This window comes from Paraburkholderia sp. RL17-373-BIF-A (assembly GCF_046030175.1).
Classification (GTDB): domain Bacteria; phylum Pseudomonadota; class Gammaproteobacteria; order Burkholderiales; family Burkholderiaceae; genus Paraburkholderia.
Genome location: NZ_JARESO010000084.1, coordinates 1 through 21,473 on the forward strand (window position 1 = coordinate 1; position 21,473 = coordinate 21,473).

Consider the following 21,473-nt stretch of genomic DNA (forward strand, 5'->3'; position numbering starts at 1 on the left):
GGAGATGCCGCCGGGCGCCGCCTTGAGTCATTGATCGCACGCGGCCTTGAGTGGCGTGCCCCCGCTTAAGGGACACGCCGCAAGCAAGGCACGCTGTGAACACCCTTCCCCCGCTTCACGCAGTCCGCTCTGTGTTCAGGAGCGGGCTTCCGTATGCACGAAAAAAGAGAGATCGCCAACCAGGCGACCTGAGATAGAGGTTCCAACCAGGCTATGACTACGATGAAAAAGCAATGGATCGCCGTACCCCTGTTGATGTCGTTTGCCGGCATTGCGTCCGCGCAGAGTTCGGTCGTGCTGTACGGCATCGTCGATGCGGGCCTTTCGTACCGCAGCAACGAGCGTACCGGCACCACCGGCAGCTATAGCGGCCACTCGAACGTCGCCGTGACGAGCGGCAACCTCTCCGGCAGCCGCTGGGGCATCAAGGGTCAGGAGGACCTGGGCAGCGGCTGGAACGCGCTGTTTCAACTCGAGGACGGCTTCGACATCACGAACGGCAAGACCGGCCAGAACGGTGGTTTGTTCGGCCGTCAGGCGTACGTGGGCATCGGCAGCAAGGAGTACGGCACGATCACGCTGGGTCGGCAGTACACCTCGCTGAACGACTTCGTCTCGCCCGTTGCGCCGGTGGCGATGGTCGGCGGCTACGGCGCGCATCCGGGCGACATCGACGATCTGGATCAGACCGCGCGCGTGAACAACTCGATCAAGTACACGAGCGCGAACTATGCGGGCTTCACGTTCGGTGCGCTGTACGGTTTCGGTGGCCAGCCCGGCAGCCTGAAGCAGCAGAACACGTGGAGCGTGGGCGCCGCTTACGGCAACGGTCCGCTGCATGTGGGCGTCGGCTACGAACGCTCCGACAACAGCAAGAGCGGCGCGAACGATGCGACGCTCGGCAAATGGAGTGGCACGGACGACGGCCTGTTCAACTCATCGATTAACGAAGGCTACGCGAGCGCGCAATCGCAACAGATCATCGCGACGGGCGCGACGTACGACTTCGGCCCCGCGATCGTCGGCGTGAATTACAGCAACGTGCAATACCGCTCCGGCGCCGACTCGCTGTTCAAGGGACACGCTACGTTCAACATCGCGGGCGTGTTCGGACAATGGACCATCCATCCGGCCGTGCAACTGTTCGCGGGCTACAGCTACACGCGCGGCGGCGAAGTGGATGGCGTGGATGGACGCGCGCAATATCACAACGTGACACTCGGCGCGCAGTATGCGTTGTCCAAACGTTCGACTGTGTATCTGATGGGCGGCTATCAGCACGCGTCGGGCGGCACGCTGAATGCGCTCGGCAATCCGGTCGCGGCGACTGCATCGGTCAGCGACAAGGGCAATGGCCACTCGTCGGCGACACAGTCGCAGGCGATTGTCAGCATCGGCGTGCGGCACAAGTTCTGATGCTTCCGTGCGACGCCGTGGTCCAGGAGCGACGGCGGCCAGCCGCCGATTGATCTAGCGGTGCGATTGCGGCGCCGCGTCGAGCATCTCCAGATGACGCGCTTCCGTTTCGTCGTCCGCGGGAAACATGCATTCCACGCGCAGTTCCTGCGCCGCGATCGTTTGCGGCGTGCCCACGCTCGCGACCATCGAAAAATACTTCATGACGTAGCCGTTCCTGACGAAGCCGATGGGGATCACCGGCATGGCCGCCGCCGATGCATCCGCAACCGACGGATGGCCCGGCTCGAAGCCCGTTTTCAGATCCGGGTACGCCCGCAACGCATCGAGCAACTCGCGCGTTCTGTCATCGATTACGCGCCCCACCGACTCGCGGTAGACGCGCTGGATAAGACTGTCCGCCACGGTCTGCCAGTCGGCCACGAACGGGCGCATGCCATCCGGATCGAACACCAGATGCAGCATGTTGCGCGGCCTCTTGCGCGCCGCCATGTCGATGAAGCAATTGAAGAAGCGCGGCGCGGCGTCGTTGGTCATCAGCACATTCCAGTAGCGGTCCATCACGAGCGCCGGAAACGGCTCATGCTGACGCAGCATGCGTCCTAGTGCATTCGTGACACTTTGCATCTCTTGCGCATTCCACGCGGCGTCGGCATACGTCGGCGCGTAGCCCGCGGCCAGCAGCAGCGTGTTGCGTTCGCGCAGCGGGATATCGAGTGCCTGCGCGATATCCATCAGCATCTGACGGCTCGGCACGCTGCGCCCGCTTTCGATAAAGCTGATATGACGCTGCGAGACGCCGGCATTGAACGAGAGGTCCAATTGACTGATGCCGCGTACGTCTCGCCAATGACGCAGCAAGACGCCGAGATCGTTCGGTGGGGCTTTCTTGACTGGGTTCGCAGGATTCATTGTGCTCTTGTCCGCAAGTCGCTACAGATAAAAGGTTCGGTGAACGGCGAGCGCCGTTCAACCGAACCTCGCCGGTCAGCATACTCGCTTGTGCTGACCGAGCCCATCCCTCACGAAACTCAAGCCGTCCAGGCGTGAACCTGGAACTGTTCTTCCAGCGGCGGCTGCGTGATGCTGCCCACGTAGTTCGTGATCGTCGAAGCCGCCGCCACCGCGAGCACTTCGAGTACCTGATCGCGACGGAAACCGGCTTCGAGAAATGCGCCCACCTCACGCTCGTCGAGATGTCCGCGCTTCTGGATCGCGGTCTTCGTCAACGTGGAGAGCGCGGCGTGTTTACGGTCCGCAGGCGTGCGGCCTGCGCGAATCGCGTCCACATCGGCGGGCGTGAGTCCTTCGTTCAGCGCCAATGCGGTGTGAAACGCGACCGCCCAGGTACATGCATTGGTGACGGCATTCGTCAACAGCAGCGTCTGGATCTGCGCTTCCGTGAACGTGCCCGAGTGGACCTTCTGGAACAGTTGAATGAAGGCGCTGATCAGCACGGGCGATTCGGCCATGGTCCCCGCGATGTTGGGGATGAAGCCGAAAGTTTTCTGGAGCTGCCGCAAGACCGGTTTGGATTGTTCCGGCGCGGAGTCGATGGTGTAGACCTGAAACGTCGACATGTTGTGTCCTCGATAGTGAACGCGGTTCGGAGTGAATTGCGCGACAACCGAAGATTAGGCGTGAGCGTGAGGCTCGCCAATTACCTCGCATGTAATAGGAACGGCGCGCCGCGAGAGCGCACGTGCCAATAAAAAGGCCGGGGGCGATAGTCGCAACCCGGCCCGCGTCATCACCGAGGCTTCAAATCAGAACCGATGAATAATGCCCACCCCCACCGCCACCTGACTGCCTGACGAAGACGGCGTGGAGTTGTATCCATCGCCGAGCGTCGCCGTGGCGTCGATGATCTGCCCCGCGCCATTGGTGCCCAGCGTCTTGCCCTTCGCCTTCTGATACGCCTCAAGTGCATACAAGCCCGTGCGCTTGGACAACGAGTAGTACTGGGACAGGTTGAACTGGTGATACTGCGCGTTGTCGTCGATGCCGTTCGCGCGCGTCGCACGCGTGTAGCTGTAGCCCGCGCCGAAATCCCAGGCAACCGCCGGCTTCCAGTGCAGGACCAGACCGCCGGTGTTCCAGATCTCCGTGTCGTGGAACTTGGAACCCGTGCCCGGAATGTACTGGACGTTCGAATACGTGGCCGTGACATCCCACGCGCTATTGAACGTGTAACCACCGCCAACCGCAAAACGCTGCTGTGCCTGCGCTGTCTGATAGCCGTTCGTCAACGCGGACACGCCAATCTGCGTGCCGCCGTTGGTGGTGGTCGAATCCGCGCCCCACGCACCGCCGCCCGACGTCGAGTTGTTGATCCGCGAGAAGCCGACTGCGAGGCCCACCGGTCCCATTGCATACTGCACTGCCGTCGACCACGTCGAGCCACGGTTCGTGCTGCCCGCGACACCGCCCAGCGAATAAGAGCCGCTCGCCGTCAGACCATAGAACTTCGGCGACGTGTACTCCAGCGTGTTGTTCGCACGGTAAATCGTGTCGAGGCCGTCGATATCGCCCGGGTGCGCGCCGTAGTATCCGGTGATCCAGGTGGTCGGGCTGTAAGGAGAGAGCAACTGGTAGTACGACGCGTATTGGCGACCCGCCGTGAAGGTACCGTACACCGGGTTGGTCAAGCCGACCCACGCCTGGCGGCCGAACATCGCATTGGTGTATTGCTGGCCACCCGTCGCCGAATTGAAACCGGATTCGAGCTGGAAGATCGCCTTCGTGCCGCCGCCCAGGTCCTCGCCGCCCTTCAGGCCGAAGCGGCTGCCGGCCCATACGCCAGGCGTCATCTTGACGGCCGATTTGCCGCCACGGGTCGAGCCGAGGGTCGACTGATTGTTGGTATACGACAGGCCGTTATCGACGATACCGTACAAGGTCACGCTGCTTTGAGCAAAAGCCGGCATGGCGGCTGCGATCGCTGCGCCGCACAGCACGGCGTCGACACGTCTGATACTTTTTTTCATGCTCCAGATCTCCAATTGCTACATCTCTTGTTGAAATACTTTTTGCTAGTACCTGGGCGACGGTCATTCACGCGGCAGCACTATTGCCCCTCGTTTTGCAGCCGCCGTTTCACCGTCAGGGCCAACGGCACGGTGAAGAAGATGTGCGACATGAATCCGCCGATGATCACAGCGGGGTCGTAATAGTTCGGGTGGTTGTCGGACGCGATCATGATCGCCACATGCATGGCGATCCACGCCAGCACCGCGTAGAACAACGCCACCAGCGTCGCTTCATATCCGCGTCGGGAGAAGTACGGCCAGATCGCCGCAAACAGCACGCCCCAGGCGCTCGCGAACACGAAGTGGATCGCCGTGCCCACCACATACGCCCAGATCCCGAGCGACACCTGCACCTCTTTGCCGAACACGAGGCCGGTCGCGTTACGGGGAATGCCCGCGAGCGGCATCATGTGTTGCGCGCCCACCCACACGAGCGCCTCATAAATCCAGATGACCACCGCGCCGATCAATCCGCCGGTCACGCCGGCGCGAATCATCGCCGCGCGGTTCGGCCATGCTGGTTGCGATGCAGCCGAACCGCCCGCGAGTTCCGTTCCGCTCACGCTGAAATTGCCGCCCATGTCTCTCTCCTTGTAACGCGTCTCACATCGGTGATGTCATACGGGCAGCAACGCGCGAGGTCTCGCGCGACGCTGCCGCTCTTTCTCGTATCGAATTGAAAACCGCTGCAGAGACGGCGCAGGTCACGTGCGCTTACTCGGCTTCGGACTCGGGCAACCCGACATGTTTCATCGCGGCAAGACGCTGTGGTTCATGCACACACGGGACCTCCCGATGCCACCCATGATCCTTGCCATATCGTCGTCTTCCGTTGCTTGCTGCTGCGCGAGAGCCGCTTGCCGATCGGATATGCCGCCGCTTCCGGCGAGGTGGCCTTCGCAACCTGGTTGGGATACGAAGATAAGAATCGCGCAAGCTCACAGAAAGTGCGGGTAAACCTCATGCGAGCCGGAAAATATTGTTAAAACCAGCTTGGGCTAATGCTTTCAGGCGTTCGTGGGACTGCTGCAACCCACGCGGCGTATGGCTTTATCGGGATCCCGAGCAGGCACATCGGGCTTTAGCGAACACTCTCGCTCAACCGTTCTCGATAAACAAAACAGATGACCCTGAAACGAAGACGCAAGCCTCTCGAGAAGCGTGGTGTACCGCTGCGCGCATGGCTATACTGACGGCGTCCAACGAGTCGATATCCATGAACGAGACCACCCAACAGGCGATTGTCCAGACCTTACGCGGGAAGATTCTGGCGGGCGAACTGTCGCCCGGCCAGCGGCTCGTGGAAGCACAGCTCGCGCAATGGCTCGGCGTTTCGCGCACGCCGCTGCGCTATGCGCTGAGCGTGTTGTCCTCGGAGGGTCTGCTGGACCGTTCCGGCGGGCGCGGTTATGTCGTGCGCCGCTTCAGCGTCAGAGACGTGCTCAACGGCATCGACGTGCGCGGCGTGCTCGAAGGACTAGCCGCGCGTTCAGTCGCGGAGAGCGGCGTGGGCCCGGCGCTGGCTGCATCGCTCGACGAGTGCCTGCGCGAAGGCGACGAGATCTTCAGCAAGGGCCATCTGAACCACGGCGACGACGTGCGCTACGCCGCCATGAACGGGCGCTTTCATGCGCTCATCATCGAGGCTGCGCAAAATACGGCCGTGAGCGCGGCGTTGAGCCTGAACGACAAGATCCCGTTCGTCTCGCCCGCCACGGTCGCCTTCGACGAATCCGCCAGGGAGCGCCAGTTCTTGATGCTCATGTACGCGCATCGCCAGCATCATGCGATTGCGGATGCGCTGAACAAGGGCGAAGGCGCGCGTGTGGAAGCGTTGATGAAGGAACACACGCACATCTCGAAGGAAAGCCTGAACCTGTCGCTGCCCACGCTGCGTCTGATCGCGGGCGCGGCATGACGAGCGCCGTCACGCCCTCCGTCAGCAACCCGGCCTCGGCCAGGACGGCGTCGTCCGCAGGCGGCAAGGAATTGCTCAACCTCGCGCAGTTGCGCGCGTTTCGACTCGTCGCCGACATGGGCAGCGCGACGCGCGCCGCCGCCGCGCTGTTTCGCGCGCAGTCGGCCGTCACGCGTTCCGTGCAGGAACTGGAGTCCGCACTCGGCGAGCCGCTGTTCGATCGCGGCCCTTCCGGCATGCTGCCGACCGCTGTGGGACGTGCCGTGCTGCAGCGCTGCGAACGGATTTTCGCGGAACTGGAAGAGCTCGCGCAATGGTGCGGCGCGCGGCAGGCGCGTCGCCGGCCCGCGGCGGAAGGCGCACTGCCGGCGTATCTGCTCAACACGCGGCGATTGCAACTGTTCGTGGCGCTCGCGCGGCATCGGCACATGCCGAGTGCCGCGAAGACCTTCGGCATCAGTCAGCCCGCCGTGAGCACCGCGATTCGTGTGCTGGAAAGCGGTTCGGGCCTGAGTCTTTTTCATCGAAGCCCGCGCGGCATTCTGCTCACCACCGAAGGCGAAACGTTCCTGCTGCACGTACGTCGCGCATTGAACGAACTACGGCACGTACCCGACGACATCGCCGCATTGCACGGCAAGATTCAGGGCTCGGTGACGGTCGGCGCGCTACCGCTCGGCCGCACGCTGCTCCTGCCCAAAGCGATCGCACGCATGACCTCGCAAAATCCGGGCGTACGGGTCGTCACCGACGAAAGCAATTACGAGGCGCTCGTCGCGGGTCTGCGTGCCGGCGACATCGATTTCATTCTCGGCGCGCTGCGCGACAACGACGCCAGCAGCGGCCTGAAGAACGAGCGCTTGATGTCGGAAGACATGGTGGTGCTGGTGCGCCGCGATCATCCGCTCGCGCAGGCGCGCAACCTGACCATCATGGATCTGCGCGACGCGCAGTGGATCGTGCCGCGCAGCCATGCGCCGGCGCGCGCGCTGTTCGAAGCGCAATTCAGGCGCATGAAAGTGAAGCCGCCCATGCCCACGGTCGAAACCGCGGACCTCGCGGTAATTCGCGGCCTGCTGTTCGGCACCGACATGGCGGCCGCGCTATCGGCGCAGCAGTTGCATCACGAGGTGCAGTCCGGGCAGCTGGTGGTGCTCGACGTGCAGTTGCACAACACCCGCCGTGAGATCGGCCTGACGGTGCGCGCAACGGGCACGCCCTCGCCTGCCGCGCGCGCGTTGATCGACGCGATTCGCCTCTCGGTGGTCGATGTGACGCGTACGATCAGCATCGCCGCGAACTAGTCGCGGTGGAGGCGTGTGGCCGGAGAAACGCTATTCCGGTAGTCCGTCGAAGAAGGCACGCCAGTCGAATGGCGTGGCTAACGAGCCGTAGTCGATACCGCCTTCCTGCATCGCATCCACGATGTTGTCCTGCAAACGCGCACACGCGTCGCTCATGAACGGCACGATGCCGGCCTCTTCCAGCGTCTGCGAGACTTCGCGCATTTCCGCCGCGCGCCGCCGCCCATGCTCCGCGACGCGGCTGATCAGGTAGCCAGGCACGTCCGCGTCATCGCGCATCTTCGTGAACGTTTCGGCCAGCGAGGCCAGTACGATCGACTCGGCGTCGTAGTGCCGTGCGGCGCGCAGACACTCCACTGTCAACGCTTCGATGCCTTTGATCATGACGCTGCGGCACATCTTCGCGGCCGACGCCACGCCGATCTTCTCCGACACGGCACGCACGTTGAGGCCCAGCGGCGTGAGCAGAGCCGCGACGCGCGCGGCCTCGGCGCCGCCCAGCAGCATCGGCACCGCGAGACCATAAGGCGGCACCGGCGCCATGACGGCGGACTCCACGTACCGCGCACCGGCGTCTTCGATGCAAGCCTGCGCGTGCTGCTTGGTGTGCGGCGAAACCGAGTTGATGTCGAGGTAGACTTGATCCGGCGCGATGCAGCTTGCGACCGCTTGCGCAACTTCGAGGTCGGCTTGCGCGGTCACTGCGGAGACGATGATCTGCGCATGCTCGATGGCACTCGCCAGCGTATCGCCGACACGAACGCGCGCGGCCTGCGCCTTCTCACGCAGCGCGTCGCGCCGCAGGTCGAACATCGATACCTGCACACCTTTCGCGGCCAGCGCCGAACCGAGTATTCCGCCGGCCTCACCGAAGCCGACGAATGCAATGCGAGAAAGATCGCTCATGGCCGCGCTTCCTGCGCCGATACATGGCGCGAACTCATTGCAACGCACCCGACCTTCGCGCGATATGCATTGTGTTTGCGCGCAGCGATTGCGCTTCCCGCCCGCCGCAAGAAACCGGTGCGTTGCGTGGTCATCACCAGCATTGCCTTGTCCGCCATTTCCACCTCGCCAATGTTCGCCATGTGAAAGTGATCATTGTAGGATCCGATAGCGCGATGGGAAGCACCTAAAAGTGCGCACATTGCCATCCAATCTGTTTATCGACGCCGCAAATCCGCGTTGGGCCTCCAAATTCCTCATCAACCTGCGAAGAACCGTGCGAGTTTCAACGTCGTAACAGCGGCGCTCCCGCTTGCGACATGAACATATGAAATCAACGCGATATATAAAGCGTGGCCGTGACACAGTCGGCGGCAATTGCCCGACAATAGGGGCCGCGACGATCTGGCCGAGGCCGTCGCCCATCACATCGCCCAGAGACCACGCAATGAATAAACGCCACTTCCTGACCAGCGCCGCGCTACTGAGCGCGGCGGCTGCGCCTGCATTCGGGAGCCAGCGCGTCCAGAAAGAAACCTGTGCGGCATCGCCCGTCGTTCTGACGATCACCGGCGCGATCAAGCGGCACAATCGCGGCGCGCTCGATCCCGCATTCGACCAGTTGCTCGCCAAGCATCAGGTGAAGTTCTCCGAAGCGTATGGCGTCGATTTCGCTACGCTCGCCGGCATGCCGGCCGTGACGATCAAGCCCACCACCGAATACGATTCCCGTCAGCACACCTTGAGCGGCCCGCTGCTCACCCAGGTGCTCGAACACGTCGGCGCACCCAGCGCGGGCAGCACGCAAATCGTCATGCATGCGGTGGACGGCTACGCGGTCGCGACGACGCTCGACAAAGTGCGCGCCTACAAATTCATCGTGGCGACACAAATGGACGGCAAGCCACTGCCGCTCGGTGGCGTCGGTCCGCTGTGGGCCACCTACGACGCGGATAACATCCCCGAGTTGTCGAGCAAGCCGCTCAAGGACCGCTTCGAGCTGTCACCTTGGGGCCTGTATCACCTGCAGGTGACTGAGGCTTAAGGGTTAAGGGCACGTCGACGCAATCGCCCCACAAGCGCACCAGCCGAGTCAACTGAGCGTGCGCCCCGCCGCGCGAAACCGTTCGACGCACGCCTGCCGCACCCGCTCGACCGGCATCGACCAATCCTCGTCCGGCGCGCGGCGGAACAGGCGCAGCGTGTGCGGATACCACGGCGAATCGCTGCGATCGTGCAGCCAGCGCCAATCGATATCTATTTCCGGCAGCATCACCCAGCACGGCTTACCGAACGATGCGGTCAGATGCGCGATGGACGTGTCCACGCAAATCACCAGATCGAGTTGCGCGATGATCGCGGCGCTGTCCGCGAAATCCGTCACGCGCGAGCCGAGGTCGAGCAGCGGTTGATCGGCTGGCGGATGGCGCGCCTCGTCCTCGCCGCGCCCTTTTTGCAGACTCACGAAGCTCAGTCCGGGCACGCTCCAGAGCGGCGCCAACATGGCGAGCGAAGGTATCGACCGGTTCGCGTCGTTATGATGATTCGCGTTGCCCTTCCACACGAGGCCAATCTTGCGACCCGGCGGCAGCGCGTCCAACACCGGACGCCACCGCTCGACCAACTCCGGCTCGGTCGCTAGACGCACGGCGCGCGGAATCGTGTCCATGCTAGTGCGCAGATGCAGCGGCGCGCTCAGCAGGCTCGTCCAGCAGTCGTAGTCAGACGACTGGGCGCGCGCGGTGTCGTGATCGAACACGGCGTCGACACCGTCGACGCATGCCATCAGCCGGTGCAGCGACGGTGCGCACGCAAAAGCGATATGCGAGGCGCCCTGCGCTTTCAGCAAGGCGAAATAGCGGCTGAACTGGATCATGTCGCCGAGGCCGTCTTCCTGCCACACCAGCAGGGACTTGTCGGCGAGCGTGCCGCCTTGCCACTGCGGGCAACCCAACATCGACGTGGTCTTGTGATGGACGAAACCGGGCTGCTCGTAGCGGCACTCGTACAGACGCCAGCCCTCTTCGAAGCGTCCCATGCCGAGCAGCAGCACAGCCAGGCCGAATTTCGCGTCGCCGTAATCGGCACGTAAAGCGAGCGCCTGGCGATACGCGGTTTCTGCCTCGGGCAGTTGCATGAGTTGCGCCCGCGCCGCGCCCAGGTTGTAATGCGCCTCCGCCATCTCGGGACACACGCTCAATGCCTGCTCGAAAGCGTCGACGGCCGCCGGTAGACGGTCGAGCCGGCGGAGCACGCACCCCAGGTTGTTGTGCGCATGCACGAGATCGGGCCGCAGGCGAATCGCTTCACGGTAAGCCGATTCGGCCTCGAACAAATGCTCGAGTTTGCACAACGCCACGCCGAGGTTGTAGTGCGCTTCGGCGTAGTCAGGGCGTCGCGCGATGGCTTCGCGATAAGCCGCTTCGGCTTCGGGTAAACGTTCGAGATCGGCGAGCACGGTGCCGAGATTCAGGAGAGCTTCCGCGTAATCCGGACGAATGGCGAGGGCAAGGCGAAAAGCCAGTTCGGCTTCGGTGAGACGGGACGTGGCCTTCAGCACGCCACCGAGATTGTTGAGCGCCTCCGGATACTGCGGCCGGATGGTCAGCGCCTCGCGGTAGGCGGCGTCCGCTTCGGCGAGACGGCCGAGTTCCATCAGCACGTTGCCCAGATTGTTATGGGCCTCCGCATGAGCCGGCAGTCCCGGCAGCGCCTGGCGGAACGCCGCTTCCGCTTCTGGCAGGCGGCGCAGTTCGCGCAGCACGATGCCGCGGTTATAGTGGGCTTCGGCGTAGTCGGGGCGAATCGCCAGCGCCTCGCGATACGACGCCTCCGCCTCCTCCCTGTAGCCGAGCCCGTAGAGCACGGCGCCGAGATGATTGCGGGCGTCGGCGTGGCCGGGCCGCAGCGCGACCAGTTGCCGGTAGATTGCCTTGGCCGCCGACAGACGGCCGAGCGACTTGAGCAGCATGCCGAGACTGCCGTACACCTCGGCATAGGCGGGTTTGATTTGCAGGCAGCGGCGCCAATGGCTTTCCGCATCAGCGGGCCGCTGCAAAGCAAACGAGCAGGCCCCGGCGATATTCAACGCGTCGGCGAGGGCGTCGTCCGGCATCGCATCGCCGTCGACGAGCGGCGTCACCATCGACAAAGCCTCGGTGAATTGTCCGGCCGAGAACAACGAGACGGCCTGCTGGTTGATATCGTCGATCGAGGATGCGAGCTGCGTGTGGTTCATGAGTCGTGGTAACTGGGGTCGGCGATGATCCGGCCGGGTCGATCGCATGTGCCGCGCCTAACCGGCGCTTCAGCAGCCGGATCTGGCGTGCCGAAGCCTCGGTGCGGCCGGGAAAGCGGAACATGTACCACGCAGCTTACGTGAATCGGCGCCCCTGTAACGCGGCGAAATGAGCGGATTTCGGCCTTCTAATCTCACGCTATAACCGCCATTACGCGAGAAAAGACGGCGCGGCAATGTTAGAATCGCCCGCGTCCTTACGCCCACCATCATGATTCCACGCTCTCGCAACCGCATGACCGCATGGCTTGGCCTGTTCGCCATGTGGCTCGTCGTGTTCGCGCCGGTCGTGAGTCAGATGCTGGTGTCGAACAGCGCGCACGAGCCCTTCGCCGCGCTCTGTTCGGCGCTGCAGCCGCGCGATTTCAGCGTGGCAGGCGTGGTAAGCACGGCGAGCGTGACGACCCAGGCCGCCCCCGCGCCGGTCCATCTGAGCCATGACGACGCGTTCGGCGCGTGCGGCTACTGTCATCTGCTCCAGCACCACGTCGCCATGCCGACGGTCGCCGCGGCCGAGCCGCCCGCCGCCCTCGCGCTTGCCGGCACCGCGCCGCCCACGCTGTCCACCCGCTTCACGCCGCTCGGCGCCTTTCCGTCCGGCCGTCCTAGAGCTCCGCCCGTCGTTTCCTGATCGCTATCGGTCCTGATCGCGCATTCGTCGCACCCGTCGAGGGGGCGCGCGATCGCCTGTTCATGCATCAAGGAAACATTCATGCTCAACTTCGCCCTGCGAAGGCTGCCCTTTTGCGCCCGCCGTGGCGCGCACGGCTTCTCGCGTCAATCGCTATCCCGGCCGTTTTTGTCCGGCTATCTGCCAGCCATCGTTCCGGCGTTCGTGCCGGCTTTCGTCGCCTCGCACGCTCATGCGCAGAGCGCGAGCGCCGAGGCCGCACTGCCCGCCATCAGCGTCAGCGCGAATGCGAGCGCCGCACCCCGCGCCGTCGATCCCAACCTGCCGGCTTCAGTCGAGACCGTCACCCGCGAGCAGTTCGACAACTGGAACGTCGTCAACACCGAAGACGTCCTGAAGTACATGCCGAACCTCGCCGTGCGCAAGCGCTTTATCGGCGATCTGAATTCGATCATCGCCGTGCGCGGCACCAGCAATACGCAAAGCGCGCGAGGTCTCGTCTACGCGGACGGTCTGCTGCTCAGCAATCTGCTCGGCAACAGCTACTCGTTTCCGCCGCGCTGGTCGATGGTGTTTCCCGACGAGATCCAGCAGGTCGATGTGATCTATGGGCCGTTTTCCGTGCTCTATCCGGGCAATTCGCTCGGCGCGACCGTGCTCATCAGCACACGCATGCCGAAACAGTTCGAAGCGACCGCCGACGTCAAGGGCTTCACCCAGCACTTCAACCTGTTCGGCGTGAATCAGAATTTCAACGGCAGCGAAGCCAGCGCGACGCTCGGCGACCGCATCGGCAAATTTTCGTTTCTGCTCGGCGTGAATCACCTGGAAAACACCAGCCAGCCGCTGCAATTCGCCACGCTCGCCAAGTCCAGCACACCCGCCAAACCCGGCGATACGCCGGTCACCGGCGCCTACTTCTACAACAACCAGACCAACACCCCGACGGCGGTACTCGGCGTGAACGGCGAAGGCATCGAACACACGGTGCAGGACCAGTTCAAGCTGAAGATGCAGTACGACTTCACGCCGACATTGCAGGCCGGCTTCACGCTCGGCTACTGGCATCAGACTTACAACAGCCAGACCTCGAGCTTTCTGCGCGATGCGAACGGCAATCCGGTCTACAGCGGCAAGGTGGCGATCGACGGTTACGAATACACCATTCCCGCCGCCGCATTCGCGCCGAGCCTGGGCCATAGCGAGAACTGGCTCTATGGCCTGTCGCTGAAAACGCGCAATGCCACCGGCTGGAACGGCGAAGCGATCGCTTCGTACTACGACGTCGGCAATAGCGTGGCGCGCACCGCGAATTCCGGCGCGCCGGGCAACGGTCCAGGCACGGTGATCTTCGGCGACGGCGCCGGCTGGAAAACGCTCGATCTGCGCAGCACCTATACGCCCGCGACACAACAGGCGGGGCTCACGAATCATGCGCTCAGCTTCGGCTATCACTACGACAACTACTTCCTCGACAACGAGAGTTACAACACGCTGAGCTGGCGCGACGGCGCGGCGACGTCGTTCGCCAATGCGTTTGCCGGCAAGACGCAGACCCAGGCGCTCTACGCGCAGGACGCATGGCGCTTTCTGCCGCGCTGGAAGCTCGTCTACGGCGTGCGCTACGAAGACTGGCAGGCGTATGGCGGCTCGCAGTCGCTGGGCGGCACGACCCTGCCGTACAGCGACGCGAGCCAGCAGCACTTCTCGCCGAAAGCCTCCTTGTCGTTCGATGTCACCGACGATCTGATCGTGCGCGCGTCCATCGGCCGCGCCTATCGCTTTCCGACGGTCAGCGAGTTGTTTCAAGGGCAGATCAACGGCTCCACGATCGTCAACAACAATCCGAACCTGAAGCCCGAAGACGATCTCTCGAAGGAACTGACCGCCGAATGGGCGCACTGGAACGGCGTGTTCCGCCTCTCGCTGTTTCAGGACGACGTGAAGAACACGATCTTCAGCCAGACCGATACGACCGTGATTCCCAACGTGACGAACTTCCAGAACATCGGCAAGGTCCGCTCGCGCGGCGTGGAAACGAGCTACTCGGGAGAGAACGTGCTGGTGCGCGGCCTGGACCTGCTGGCGAGCGTGGCCTACACGCAGTCGAAGATCATCGCCAACGCGCAGAACCCGGCCACGGTCGGCAAATACTTCTACCGGATTCCGCTGTGGCGCGCGGATCTCGCCGCGACGTATCACTTCGACGAACGCGCGGCCCTCACGCTTGCCGCGCGCTATTCGGGCCGTCAGTACAACACGCTCACCAACACCGACACGAATCCGGACGTGTTCGGCGGCACGAGTTCGTACACGGTGGCCGACGCGAAATTCACCTACAAGCCGACCAGGCTAAGTGAAGTCGGCATCGGCGTCGACAACCTGTTCGATGCCCGCTACTTCGTCTACCACCCATATCCCGGCCGCACGTTCTACGTGGAAGCGAAGCTGCGCATGTGAGAGCGCTGAACGTGCCGCAGTCGAGTGCGCAGCCACGCTGCTCGAACCGATCGATTCATTTTTTTGCTTCAGGAGGATTTCATGTCCACCACCGCTCCCACCGACGCTCGACGCATCACGCCCTCGACGTCCGCAGTTCATCCGGGCTACCGGACGCTTTGGCGCTGGCATTTTTATGCGGGCCTCTTCGTGATGCCGTTTCTGGTCGTGCTGGCGATCACCGGCACGCTGTATTGCTTCCAGCCGCAAATCGAGCCGCTGCTTTATCCGCAGCGCCTGATCGTCGCACCGCAAGCCGTACCGAGGCTGCCCGAAGACGCGCTGCTGGCGAGAGCGCGTGCGGCCATGCCGCCGGATGCTGTCGCAGTGACCGCGGTCGTCGCGAGCGCGCCGGAGCGCAGCGCCGAATTCATCTTCCGTCTCGCGGACGGCGATAAGCAGAGCGTCTATGTGAACCCCTACACCGGCGCGGTGCTGGGCACGCTGAGCGTCGAGCGGCGCTTCATGCAGGTGGACCGGATGCTTCATCGCAAGCTGCTGCTCGGCAAACCCGGCGAATTGCTGATGGAACTCGCCGCGTGCTGGACCCTCGTGATGATCGGCACCGGCGTCGCGCTGTGGTGGCCGCGCGAGAAAACCACCGCACGTGCGGCGCTGTTGCCGCGCTTCACGCTGAAGGGCCGCGCGCTGTGGAAGAACGTCCACGCCGTGATGGGCATCTGGCTCGCGCTCGGTGCGCTCGCGTTCGTATTGACGGGACTGCCGTGGACGGGTTCATGGGGCAAGCAGTTCAAGGCGCTCGCGACCGCCACGAATCTCGGCGCTCCGCCGGGTTCGTGGGGCGGTTTGCCGTTGCAATCTGCCATGCCTGGAAAGAGTGGCACGCAGCCCTCCGCAGCGGACACGCGCGCAGCGGATACGGCGCAAGATGAGCACGCCGAACACAACGGCCACGGCACCCATGCCGCTAACACGGACTCGATGCCCGGCATGGTCATGGACGACCTGCCTCTGCCGCTCACGCCCTGGGCCGTCGGCAACACACGCGTGCCAAACTCCGACGCCAACACCAACTCCGGCTCCGATGAGGCAACCGCGATACACCCGCTGCCGCTCGGCCGCGTCGTCGCACTGGCCGCCTCGCTCGGCGTGACGGACGGCTACAACATCGTGCTGCCTGCTTCCTCGACCGGCGTCTTCACCGTCTCGTACTTCCCGGACGACCCGAAAGACGAACGCACGCTGTACATCGACCAATACAGCGGCGCGATCCTGAAGGACATCCGCTATGCCGATTACGGCGCGGTGTCGAAGGCCGTGTCGTACGGCACGTCGCTGCATATGGGCCGTTATTTCGGCGTCGCCAACCAGATTCTCTGCGCCGCGATTTCGTTAGGGCTGGCGGCGATGGCCGTCACCGGCTGTGTGATGTGGTGGAAGCGGCGGCCGCAACGCACGCTCGGCGCACCGTCGCGCGAACGTGCCGCGCCGCCGATGCGCGGCTGGAAAACCGGCCTCGCGCTGCTCGGCATCGTGTTCCCGTTGATGGGCGCCACGCTGTTCGCGGTGTGGCTCGCCGATCGCGCGATTTTCGGCCGTGGTTCGCGCCGCGCCGGTGTCGTCCAGACGGAGGCTGCGCAACAGTGAGCCGGCCCGTGTTTCCGCGGAAACGGACCTTGGCTTGCACAAACACGTTGCAGACTTTGAACGTTTACGCTACATTTTGCTCGATTATGATCGTTTCATAGACCGAGCAAGGTGAAGACATGCAACGAACGCGACAGGAAGCCATCGACGGGCTGCTGCCCGAGCAGCGCGAACAGCTGATTCTGGAGCGGCTGCGGGCGCACGGGCGCGTGCTGGCGTCGGCACTCGCGGCGGAACTCCAGACTTCGGAGCACACGGTGCGACGCCATCTGCGTGATCTCGCCGATCAGGGCCATTGCAAGCGCGTCTACGGCGGCGCCCTGCTGATCTCGCCGGCCGACAAACCCGCGTCGGTGCGCATGGGCGAAGCTGTGGATCGCAAGGCATGCCTCGCCGCCGCCGCGGTGTCGATCGTCCGCTCGAAGCAGATCATCCTGCTGGATGCGGGTTCGACGAACGTCGCGATTGCCGACGCGCTGCCCGACAACGCGGACCTGACCGTCGTGACGAATTCACCCGAGGCCGCCGCTCGTCTGCTGAACCGGCCGGGATTCGAGGTAATTCTCGTCGGCGGACGGATCGCGCGCGGCGCGGCGGGCTCGCTCGGCGCAACTGCCTTGCTGCAGATCCAGCAGATCCGCGCCGATCTCTGTTTCCTCGGCGCCTGCGCGCTCGATGCGGACGAAGGTGTCGCCGCCTTCGACGCCGAAGATGCCGAACTCAAACGGGCGATGCTCAAGGCAAGCGGCCAGATCGCCATCGCCATGACTTCGGAAAAGCTGATGACGGCGGCGCCGTTCTCGGTGGCGCCCGCTTCCGCCGTCGACTACCTGTTCGTCGAAGCCGACGTGAGCGCCGCGCGCCTCGCCAGCCTCGAAGCCGTCTGCGACAACGTGATGGTGGCCCGCTCATGACATCGTCCGCTGCTTCCCCTATCAAGCCCGTCAAGGAACGCATCGCGACCTTGGGCGTGTTTCTCGCCAACGGCTTCGGCATCGGCGCGTGGGCCGTCGAAGTCCCGCGCATCAAGGAAAGCCTGGTGCTGGGCGACGCCTCGCTCGGGATCGCGCTGTTCGCCTTCGCGCTCGGCGCCATTGTCGCGATGCCGCTGGCGGGACAACTGGCGCCGCGCTTCGGCAGTGGCCGCGCCACCGCGCTGCTCGGCGCGGCATTCGTCATCGCGCTGCCGCTACCCGCCCTGGCACCGGGCATGGCGGCGCTGTGCGTCGTGCTGTTTCTGCTCGGCGCGGCGAACGGCGCGCTCGACGTCTCCATGAACGGCCACGCCAGCACGATCGAAACGCAGTGGCACGCGCCGATCATGTCGTCGTTTCATGCGGCCTGGAGCGCGGGCGGCCTGCTCGGCGCCGCCACGGGCGCAATGCTGCAAAAAGGCGGTGCCGGCGTGATCGGCGGCCTGTTGATACCGGACCTGTTCATCGCTGTCCTGGTCGTCGCTGCCGCGGTGCTCGCGTTGCGTGATCTCGGTCCGAGAGCCGCTGCCGCGTCGAGCGGCCTGGCGTGGCCTTCGTCAGCCGTGATGAAGCTCGCGATGCTCGCGTTCCTTTGCATGCTGGTGGAAGGCGCGGTCGCCGACTGGAGCGCCGTGTATCTGCGCTCGGCATTGAACCGCGAGGCCAGTGTCGCCGCGATCGGCTACTCCGCGTTCGCCTTCTCGATGGCGGCGTGCCGCATCGTCGGCGATGTGTCCGTGCGCCGTTTCGGCTCGAGCAAGGTCGTTGCGCTGGGCGGTCTGATCGCGGTGGCCGGGCTTGCGCTGGTGCTGAGCTGGCCGACGGTCTTCACCGCTTGCGTGGGCTTCGCGATGGTCGGTGTCGGCCTCGCGAATATCGTTCCGGTGATTTTCAGCGCGGCGGGCCGCTCGACGCTCACGCCGGCGACCGGCGTGTCGATGGCCGCCACCTTCGGTTATGCGGGCTTCCTGGTCGGACCGCCGTTGATCGGCCTCGGCGCGGGCCTGCTCGGCCTGCGCCTTGCGTTGTGCGTGCTCGTCATGGCGACGTTGGTCGTCTGCCTGGTCGGCGGCAAGGCGGTGCGCAGCGCACGGCTTGCTTAGAACACGCCTAGAACAGGCCCGGAATCACGCGGTAACGCACGCGGCCCTTGTAGGTACGATAGCCTTCGTCCGCCGAGAGAAGCTGCTCCTCGCGCACGATGCGCCCGACCTGCAACGCGAACTGACAACCGTACACCAGCAGGTTTTGCAGACCGAAGTTCACCAGCAGAAAACCGATGTCGGTGATGAAGTAACCGAGGTACATCGGATGCCGAACGAAGCGATAGGCGCCACGCGATACGACGCCGCGATTGGCCGGCAAGATGCCGAACGAGCGGCGCAGCGAGGCCTTGGCGAACAGCTGCCAGCAAATCCCCAAAAGTTGCAGGGTTGCGCCGATGGTCTCCGGCACGAGCTGCGCGCCGGGCGCGAGACGCACGGCGAGAAAGTAGTACGTACCGCCCATCGAGCAAATGAAGGCGAACGGCCGCCAGTCGCGTTTCATCGGCACCCGCGTGAAGAGCGACAAGCCCACCGTGAAGCAAGCGGCGACCACCAGCAATAACAGCGTGATCCGCGACGGCGCCGCGCGCCATTGCGTGATCGCAGCGTAGGCAAACAGACTCAGCATGAGCGCGGCGCCCGCCCGCGCAACCACCTCCACCAGCGCGTGGCGCAGGCCGACCGCGCTGCCCGAATCGGCGGACATGGTGCTCGATGCCGAAGCGCCTTGCGCGCTGACGGCGAGTGGCAGGTCTTGCAAAGGTGTCGTCGGGGTCATGGCACGCTCACTTGGAAATACGAAGGATTTGCGAAGCCAGTTGCGAAAAGCACGGCTTCAGATCGGCTGGCGTCGCGGCGTAGCAGTACACGCCGACGGGCTGTTTTGAGTTGTAGCAACGCGAGGGCGAATCGGCGGTGTTCGCCATGCACTTGAGCACGTCCTGGCCGATTTCGTTGTCCGGACCGGCGGGCTGCACCAGTTCGGGTCCGTAACCGAGCGTGAACACGTAGGTGCCTTCGGCGCGCGCCGCCGCGGCCATCGCTTCGAGCAGATTGCGCGACGCGCGGTTGACGTTCACATACGTGATGTCGCCGTTCGGCACGGCACGCGGCGCGGTCACGGGCCAGATCGGGAAGACCTGTTCGTTCTTGTCGTGCGCGTTGTACCAGTTCGGCATGGCCGTCACGAGCTTGGTCACGTTGCTCTGGTAGCACGGCGAACCGAGCTGCTGGCTGAGCGAATTCATGTTGTACAGCCCGGACATCGTGCCCGCGCTGTCCGGGCTCGCGATCGTGCCGGCGGTGTTGTTGCAACCGCTCTGATTGGTCGTGAAGAACGAGGAGAAACTGTTCGGCGCGCCGTCCGAGAAGAACACGATCACCCGCAAGCTGGACGGCTGCGTGATCACCGTATTCAACTGGTTGCGCGCGTTCCAGATCGCTTCGGCCGAATTGGTGCTGCCATTGAACGAGTATTTTTTGATGTCGGCGGTCATCGTCGCGCGATCGAAACCGCGCGTATTGCCTTTGAACGGCACGTCGACCACGGTGCCGTAAGCGAAGTGCATCAGCGCCACACGGTCGTTGGTCACATCGAAATTATTGAGGAAGGCCACCGCATTCGAGCGCACCGCGGCCGGGACGCCGGAAGTGTTCAGCGAGCCCGTGGTATCGATCACGAACGCCATATCCAACGTCTTGCGAATCGCCTGCGAACTCGCGCTTACGTTCAGCACGTTGAATCCAAGCACTTTCGTGAAAGTAACCGGCACGCTCGCCTGCGCGGTCATGCCGATCGTCACCGTGCCGGCGTTGAACACGATCGAGGGGGTTCCCGCCGTAACGCTCGAGCCGAGAAAACCCGTCGGATAGTTCGCCGCGAAAAAGGCCGTTGCCGCCTGCTGCGCGTTATTGGTCTGCTCCGTCTGATTGTTGCCGCGCGTGACTGCCTCGCCCGCCGCAATCACCGCGCCGTCGGTGGCGGCGTCGAGGCGCGCTTTGATCATGTAGCCAAGACCGGAATCCACCGCGAGACCGAGGATGCCCAGCAACGCGATCAGCGACACCGCCACGATAATGCTGACCGATCCCCTCTGCCGTCTTCTGAATGCCGCTGTTGTTTTCATTGCTACCCCCGGTCCTGCGTTTTTTATTTGGCTCGGCTTTTTTGCCGAGTCAGAACACCGTCATTGCGTAGAGATTCGGCGAAAGCGCAGGTGTCTGGATGCCGCCGCCCAGATTCACCGAACCGATCAGCGGCGTCTGCAAATAGAACGCCTCGACCACGTAAGCGATCTGGCCGTCGGAGAGCTTGCCTTGCAGCAGGTTCACTACCGGTGACGTCTTCCCCGCCGCCGGAATGCCACTGCAACTGCCGGTGCCGTCCGTCGCCCAGCGCGTGCCGGCGTTGCCGCAATTCCACAACTGGCTCGCCGGATAGTAGTTGCCGCCGTTCCAGCGATACTGCGCGACCACCACGCCCGTGCAATTGTTGCCGCTGCTGTCGCAATTGTTGTTGCCCATGATCTCGGTGATGTAGATCATGCCGTTGGCGTTCATGTTCAGCGGCGGTGTGGTCGACGTGAGCGAGGACATGATGGTCTGCATCGGAAACGTGAGCGACGCGCGCGAAGACAGGCTCGCACCCTCGCGGCTCACGTTGATCAGAATCATCTGCGCCTGGATGTTGCGCGCAATGTCATACACCGGCAGCGCGAGCGCCACCAGCATCGGCAGCAACAACGCCATTTCCACGCTGACGATGCCTTTGGACGCGCGGCGGCTTCGCAAGGAACGTGTGCGCAT

18 protein-coding genes are annotated in these 21,473 nt (G+C 63.9%); 9 read left to right on the plus strand and 9 right to left on the minus strand.

Annotation, left to right across the window (positions count from 1 at the left end):
* Positions 1–222: 222 nt before the first annotated feature.
* A complete protein-coding gene (locus P0D80_RS44650) occupies positions 223–1,416 on the plus strand; it encodes a porin (protein ID WP_408293798.1) in 1,194 nt (397 codons plus the stop codon).
* Positions 1,417–1,470: 54 nt separating this feature from the next.
* Here the strand turns inward: P0D80_RS44650 and P0D80_RS44655 are convergent, their stop codons facing one another.
* The 4 genes from P0D80_RS44655 to P0D80_RS44670 all read right to left on the minus strand — a co-directional run bounded on the left by P0D80_RS44655 (position 1,471) and on the right by P0D80_RS44670 (position 5,026).
* Complete coding sequence (locus tag P0D80_RS44655; protein ID WP_408293801.1) at positions 1,471–2,328, minus strand: helix-turn-helix domain-containing protein; 858 nt, start codon at positions 2,326–2,328, stop codon at positions 1,471–1,473.
* 119 nt (positions 2,329–2,447) lie between these two features.
* Entirely contained in the window at positions 2,448–2,996 is a 549-nt protein-coding gene (locus P0D80_RS44660; RefSeq protein ID WP_408293804.1) for a carboxymuconolactone decarboxylase family protein, read from the minus strand.
* A gap of 186 nt (positions 2,997–3,182) precedes the next feature.
* Complete coding sequence (locus P0D80_RS44665; RefSeq protein ID WP_408293807.1) at positions 3,183–4,403, minus strand: porin; 1,221 nt, start codon at positions 4,401–4,403, stop codon at positions 3,183–3,185.
* Positions 4,404–4,483: 80 nt separating this feature from the next.
* The gene (locus P0D80_RS44670) at positions 4,484–5,026 is read right to left on the minus strand and encodes a hypothetical protein (RefSeq protein ID WP_408293810.1); all 543 of its coding nucleotides are present in this window, start codon (positions 5,024–5,026) and stop codon (positions 4,484–4,486) included.
* Between the two features lie 635 nt (positions 5,027–5,661).
* On the opposite strand from P0D80_RS44670, the gene P0D80_RS44675 reads away from it, so the two are divergent.
* Together P0D80_RS44675 and P0D80_RS44680 are read left to right on the plus strand one after the other, a co-directional pair.
* Positions 5,662–6,363 (plus strand): GntR family transcriptional regulator, encoded by a 702-nt coding sequence (locus P0D80_RS44675; protein WP_408293813.1) that lies wholly within the window; start codon positions 5,662–5,664, stop codon positions 6,361–6,363.
* On the plus strand, positions 6,360–7,667 hold the full coding sequence (locus P0D80_RS44680) for a LysR substrate-binding domain-containing protein (RefSeq protein ID WP_408293816.1): 1,308 nt from the start codon (positions 6,360–6,362) through the stop codon (positions 7,665–7,667). Before P0D80_RS44675 ends, P0D80_RS44680 begins: the two co-directional genes overlap by 4 nt.
* 30 nt (positions 7,668–7,697) lie before the next feature.
* On the opposite strand, the gene P0D80_RS44685 is transcribed toward P0D80_RS44680, so the two are convergent.
* Positions 7,698–8,573, minus strand: a complete 876-nt coding sequence (locus tag P0D80_RS44685; RefSeq protein ID WP_408293819.1) for an NAD(P)-dependent oxidoreductase — start codon at positions 8,571–8,573, stop codon at positions 7,698–7,700.
* A 487-nt stretch (positions 8,574–9,060) separates the two neighbouring features.
* On the opposite strand from P0D80_RS44685, the gene P0D80_RS44690 reads away from it, so the two are divergent.
* Complete coding sequence (locus tag P0D80_RS44690) at positions 9,061–9,657, plus strand: putative pterin-binding protein (protein WP_408182787.1); 597 nt, start codon at positions 9,061–9,063, stop codon at positions 9,655–9,657.
* A gap of 48 nt (positions 9,658–9,705) precedes the next feature.
* Here the strand turns inward: P0D80_RS44690 and P0D80_RS44695 are convergent, their stop codons facing one another.
* Positions 9,706–11,850, minus strand: a complete 2,145-nt coding sequence (locus P0D80_RS44695; protein WP_408182788.1) for a tetratricopeptide repeat protein — start codon at positions 11,848–11,850, stop codon at positions 9,706–9,708.
* 271 nt (positions 11,851–12,121) lie between these two features.
* Here P0D80_RS44695 and P0D80_RS44700 point away from each other — a divergent pair, with 271 nt between their 5' ends.
* The 5 genes from P0D80_RS44700 (at position 12,122) to P0D80_RS44720 (ending at position 18,725) form a co-directional block, all read left to right on the plus strand.
* Positions 12,122–12,541: a DUF2946 domain-containing protein gene (locus P0D80_RS44700; RefSeq protein ID WP_408182790.1), complete on the plus strand. Its 420-nt coding sequence runs from the start codon at positions 12,122–12,124 to the stop codon at positions 12,539–12,541.
* An 81-nt stretch (positions 12,542–12,622) separates the two neighbouring features.
* Positions 12,623–15,001 (plus strand): TonB-dependent receptor, encoded by a 2,379-nt coding sequence (locus P0D80_RS44705; RefSeq protein WP_408293824.1) that lies wholly within the window; start codon positions 12,623–12,625, stop codon positions 14,999–15,001.
* Between the two features lie 81 nt (positions 15,002–15,082).
* The gene (locus tag P0D80_RS44710; RefSeq protein ID WP_408182793.1) at positions 15,083–16,648 is read left to right on the plus strand and encodes a PepSY-associated TM helix domain-containing protein; all 1,566 of its coding nucleotides are present in this window, start codon (positions 15,083–15,085) and stop codon (positions 16,646–16,648) included.
* A gap of 119 nt (positions 16,649–16,767) precedes the next feature.
* Positions 16,768–17,562 (plus strand): DeoR/GlpR family DNA-binding transcription regulator, encoded by a 795-nt coding sequence (locus tag P0D80_RS44715; RefSeq protein WP_132377612.1) that lies wholly within the window; start codon positions 16,768–16,770, stop codon positions 17,560–17,562.
* Positions 17,559–18,725 carry an MFS transporter gene (locus P0D80_RS44720; protein ID WP_408293828.1) on the plus strand — a complete coding sequence of 389 codons (1,167 nt, stop codon included), beginning with the start codon at positions 17,559–17,561 and terminating at the stop codon, positions 18,723–18,725. The genes P0D80_RS44715 and P0D80_RS44720 overlap by 4 nt, the downstream gene beginning before the upstream one ends.
* A 7-nt stretch (positions 18,726–18,732) precedes the next feature.
* Here P0D80_RS44720 and P0D80_RS44725 read toward each other — a convergent pair whose 3' ends face one another.
* From P0D80_RS44725 to P0D80_RS44735, 3 genes are read right to left on the minus strand one after another with little or no spacing between them, the layout of a single operon-like run.
* Positions 18,733–19,446, minus strand: a complete 714-nt coding sequence (locus P0D80_RS44725; protein ID WP_408182795.1) for a methyltransferase family protein — start codon at positions 19,444–19,446, stop codon at positions 18,733–18,735.
* 7 nt (positions 19,447–19,453) lie between these two features.
* Complete coding sequence (locus tag P0D80_RS44730) at positions 19,454–20,794, minus strand: vWA domain-containing protein (protein WP_408182796.1); 1,341 nt, start codon at positions 20,792–20,794, stop codon at positions 19,454–19,456.
* Between the two features lie 49 nt (positions 20,795–20,843).
* Entirely contained in the window at positions 20,844–21,473 is a 630-nt protein-coding gene (locus P0D80_RS44735; protein ID WP_408182798.1) for a TadE/TadG family type IV pilus assembly protein, read from the minus strand.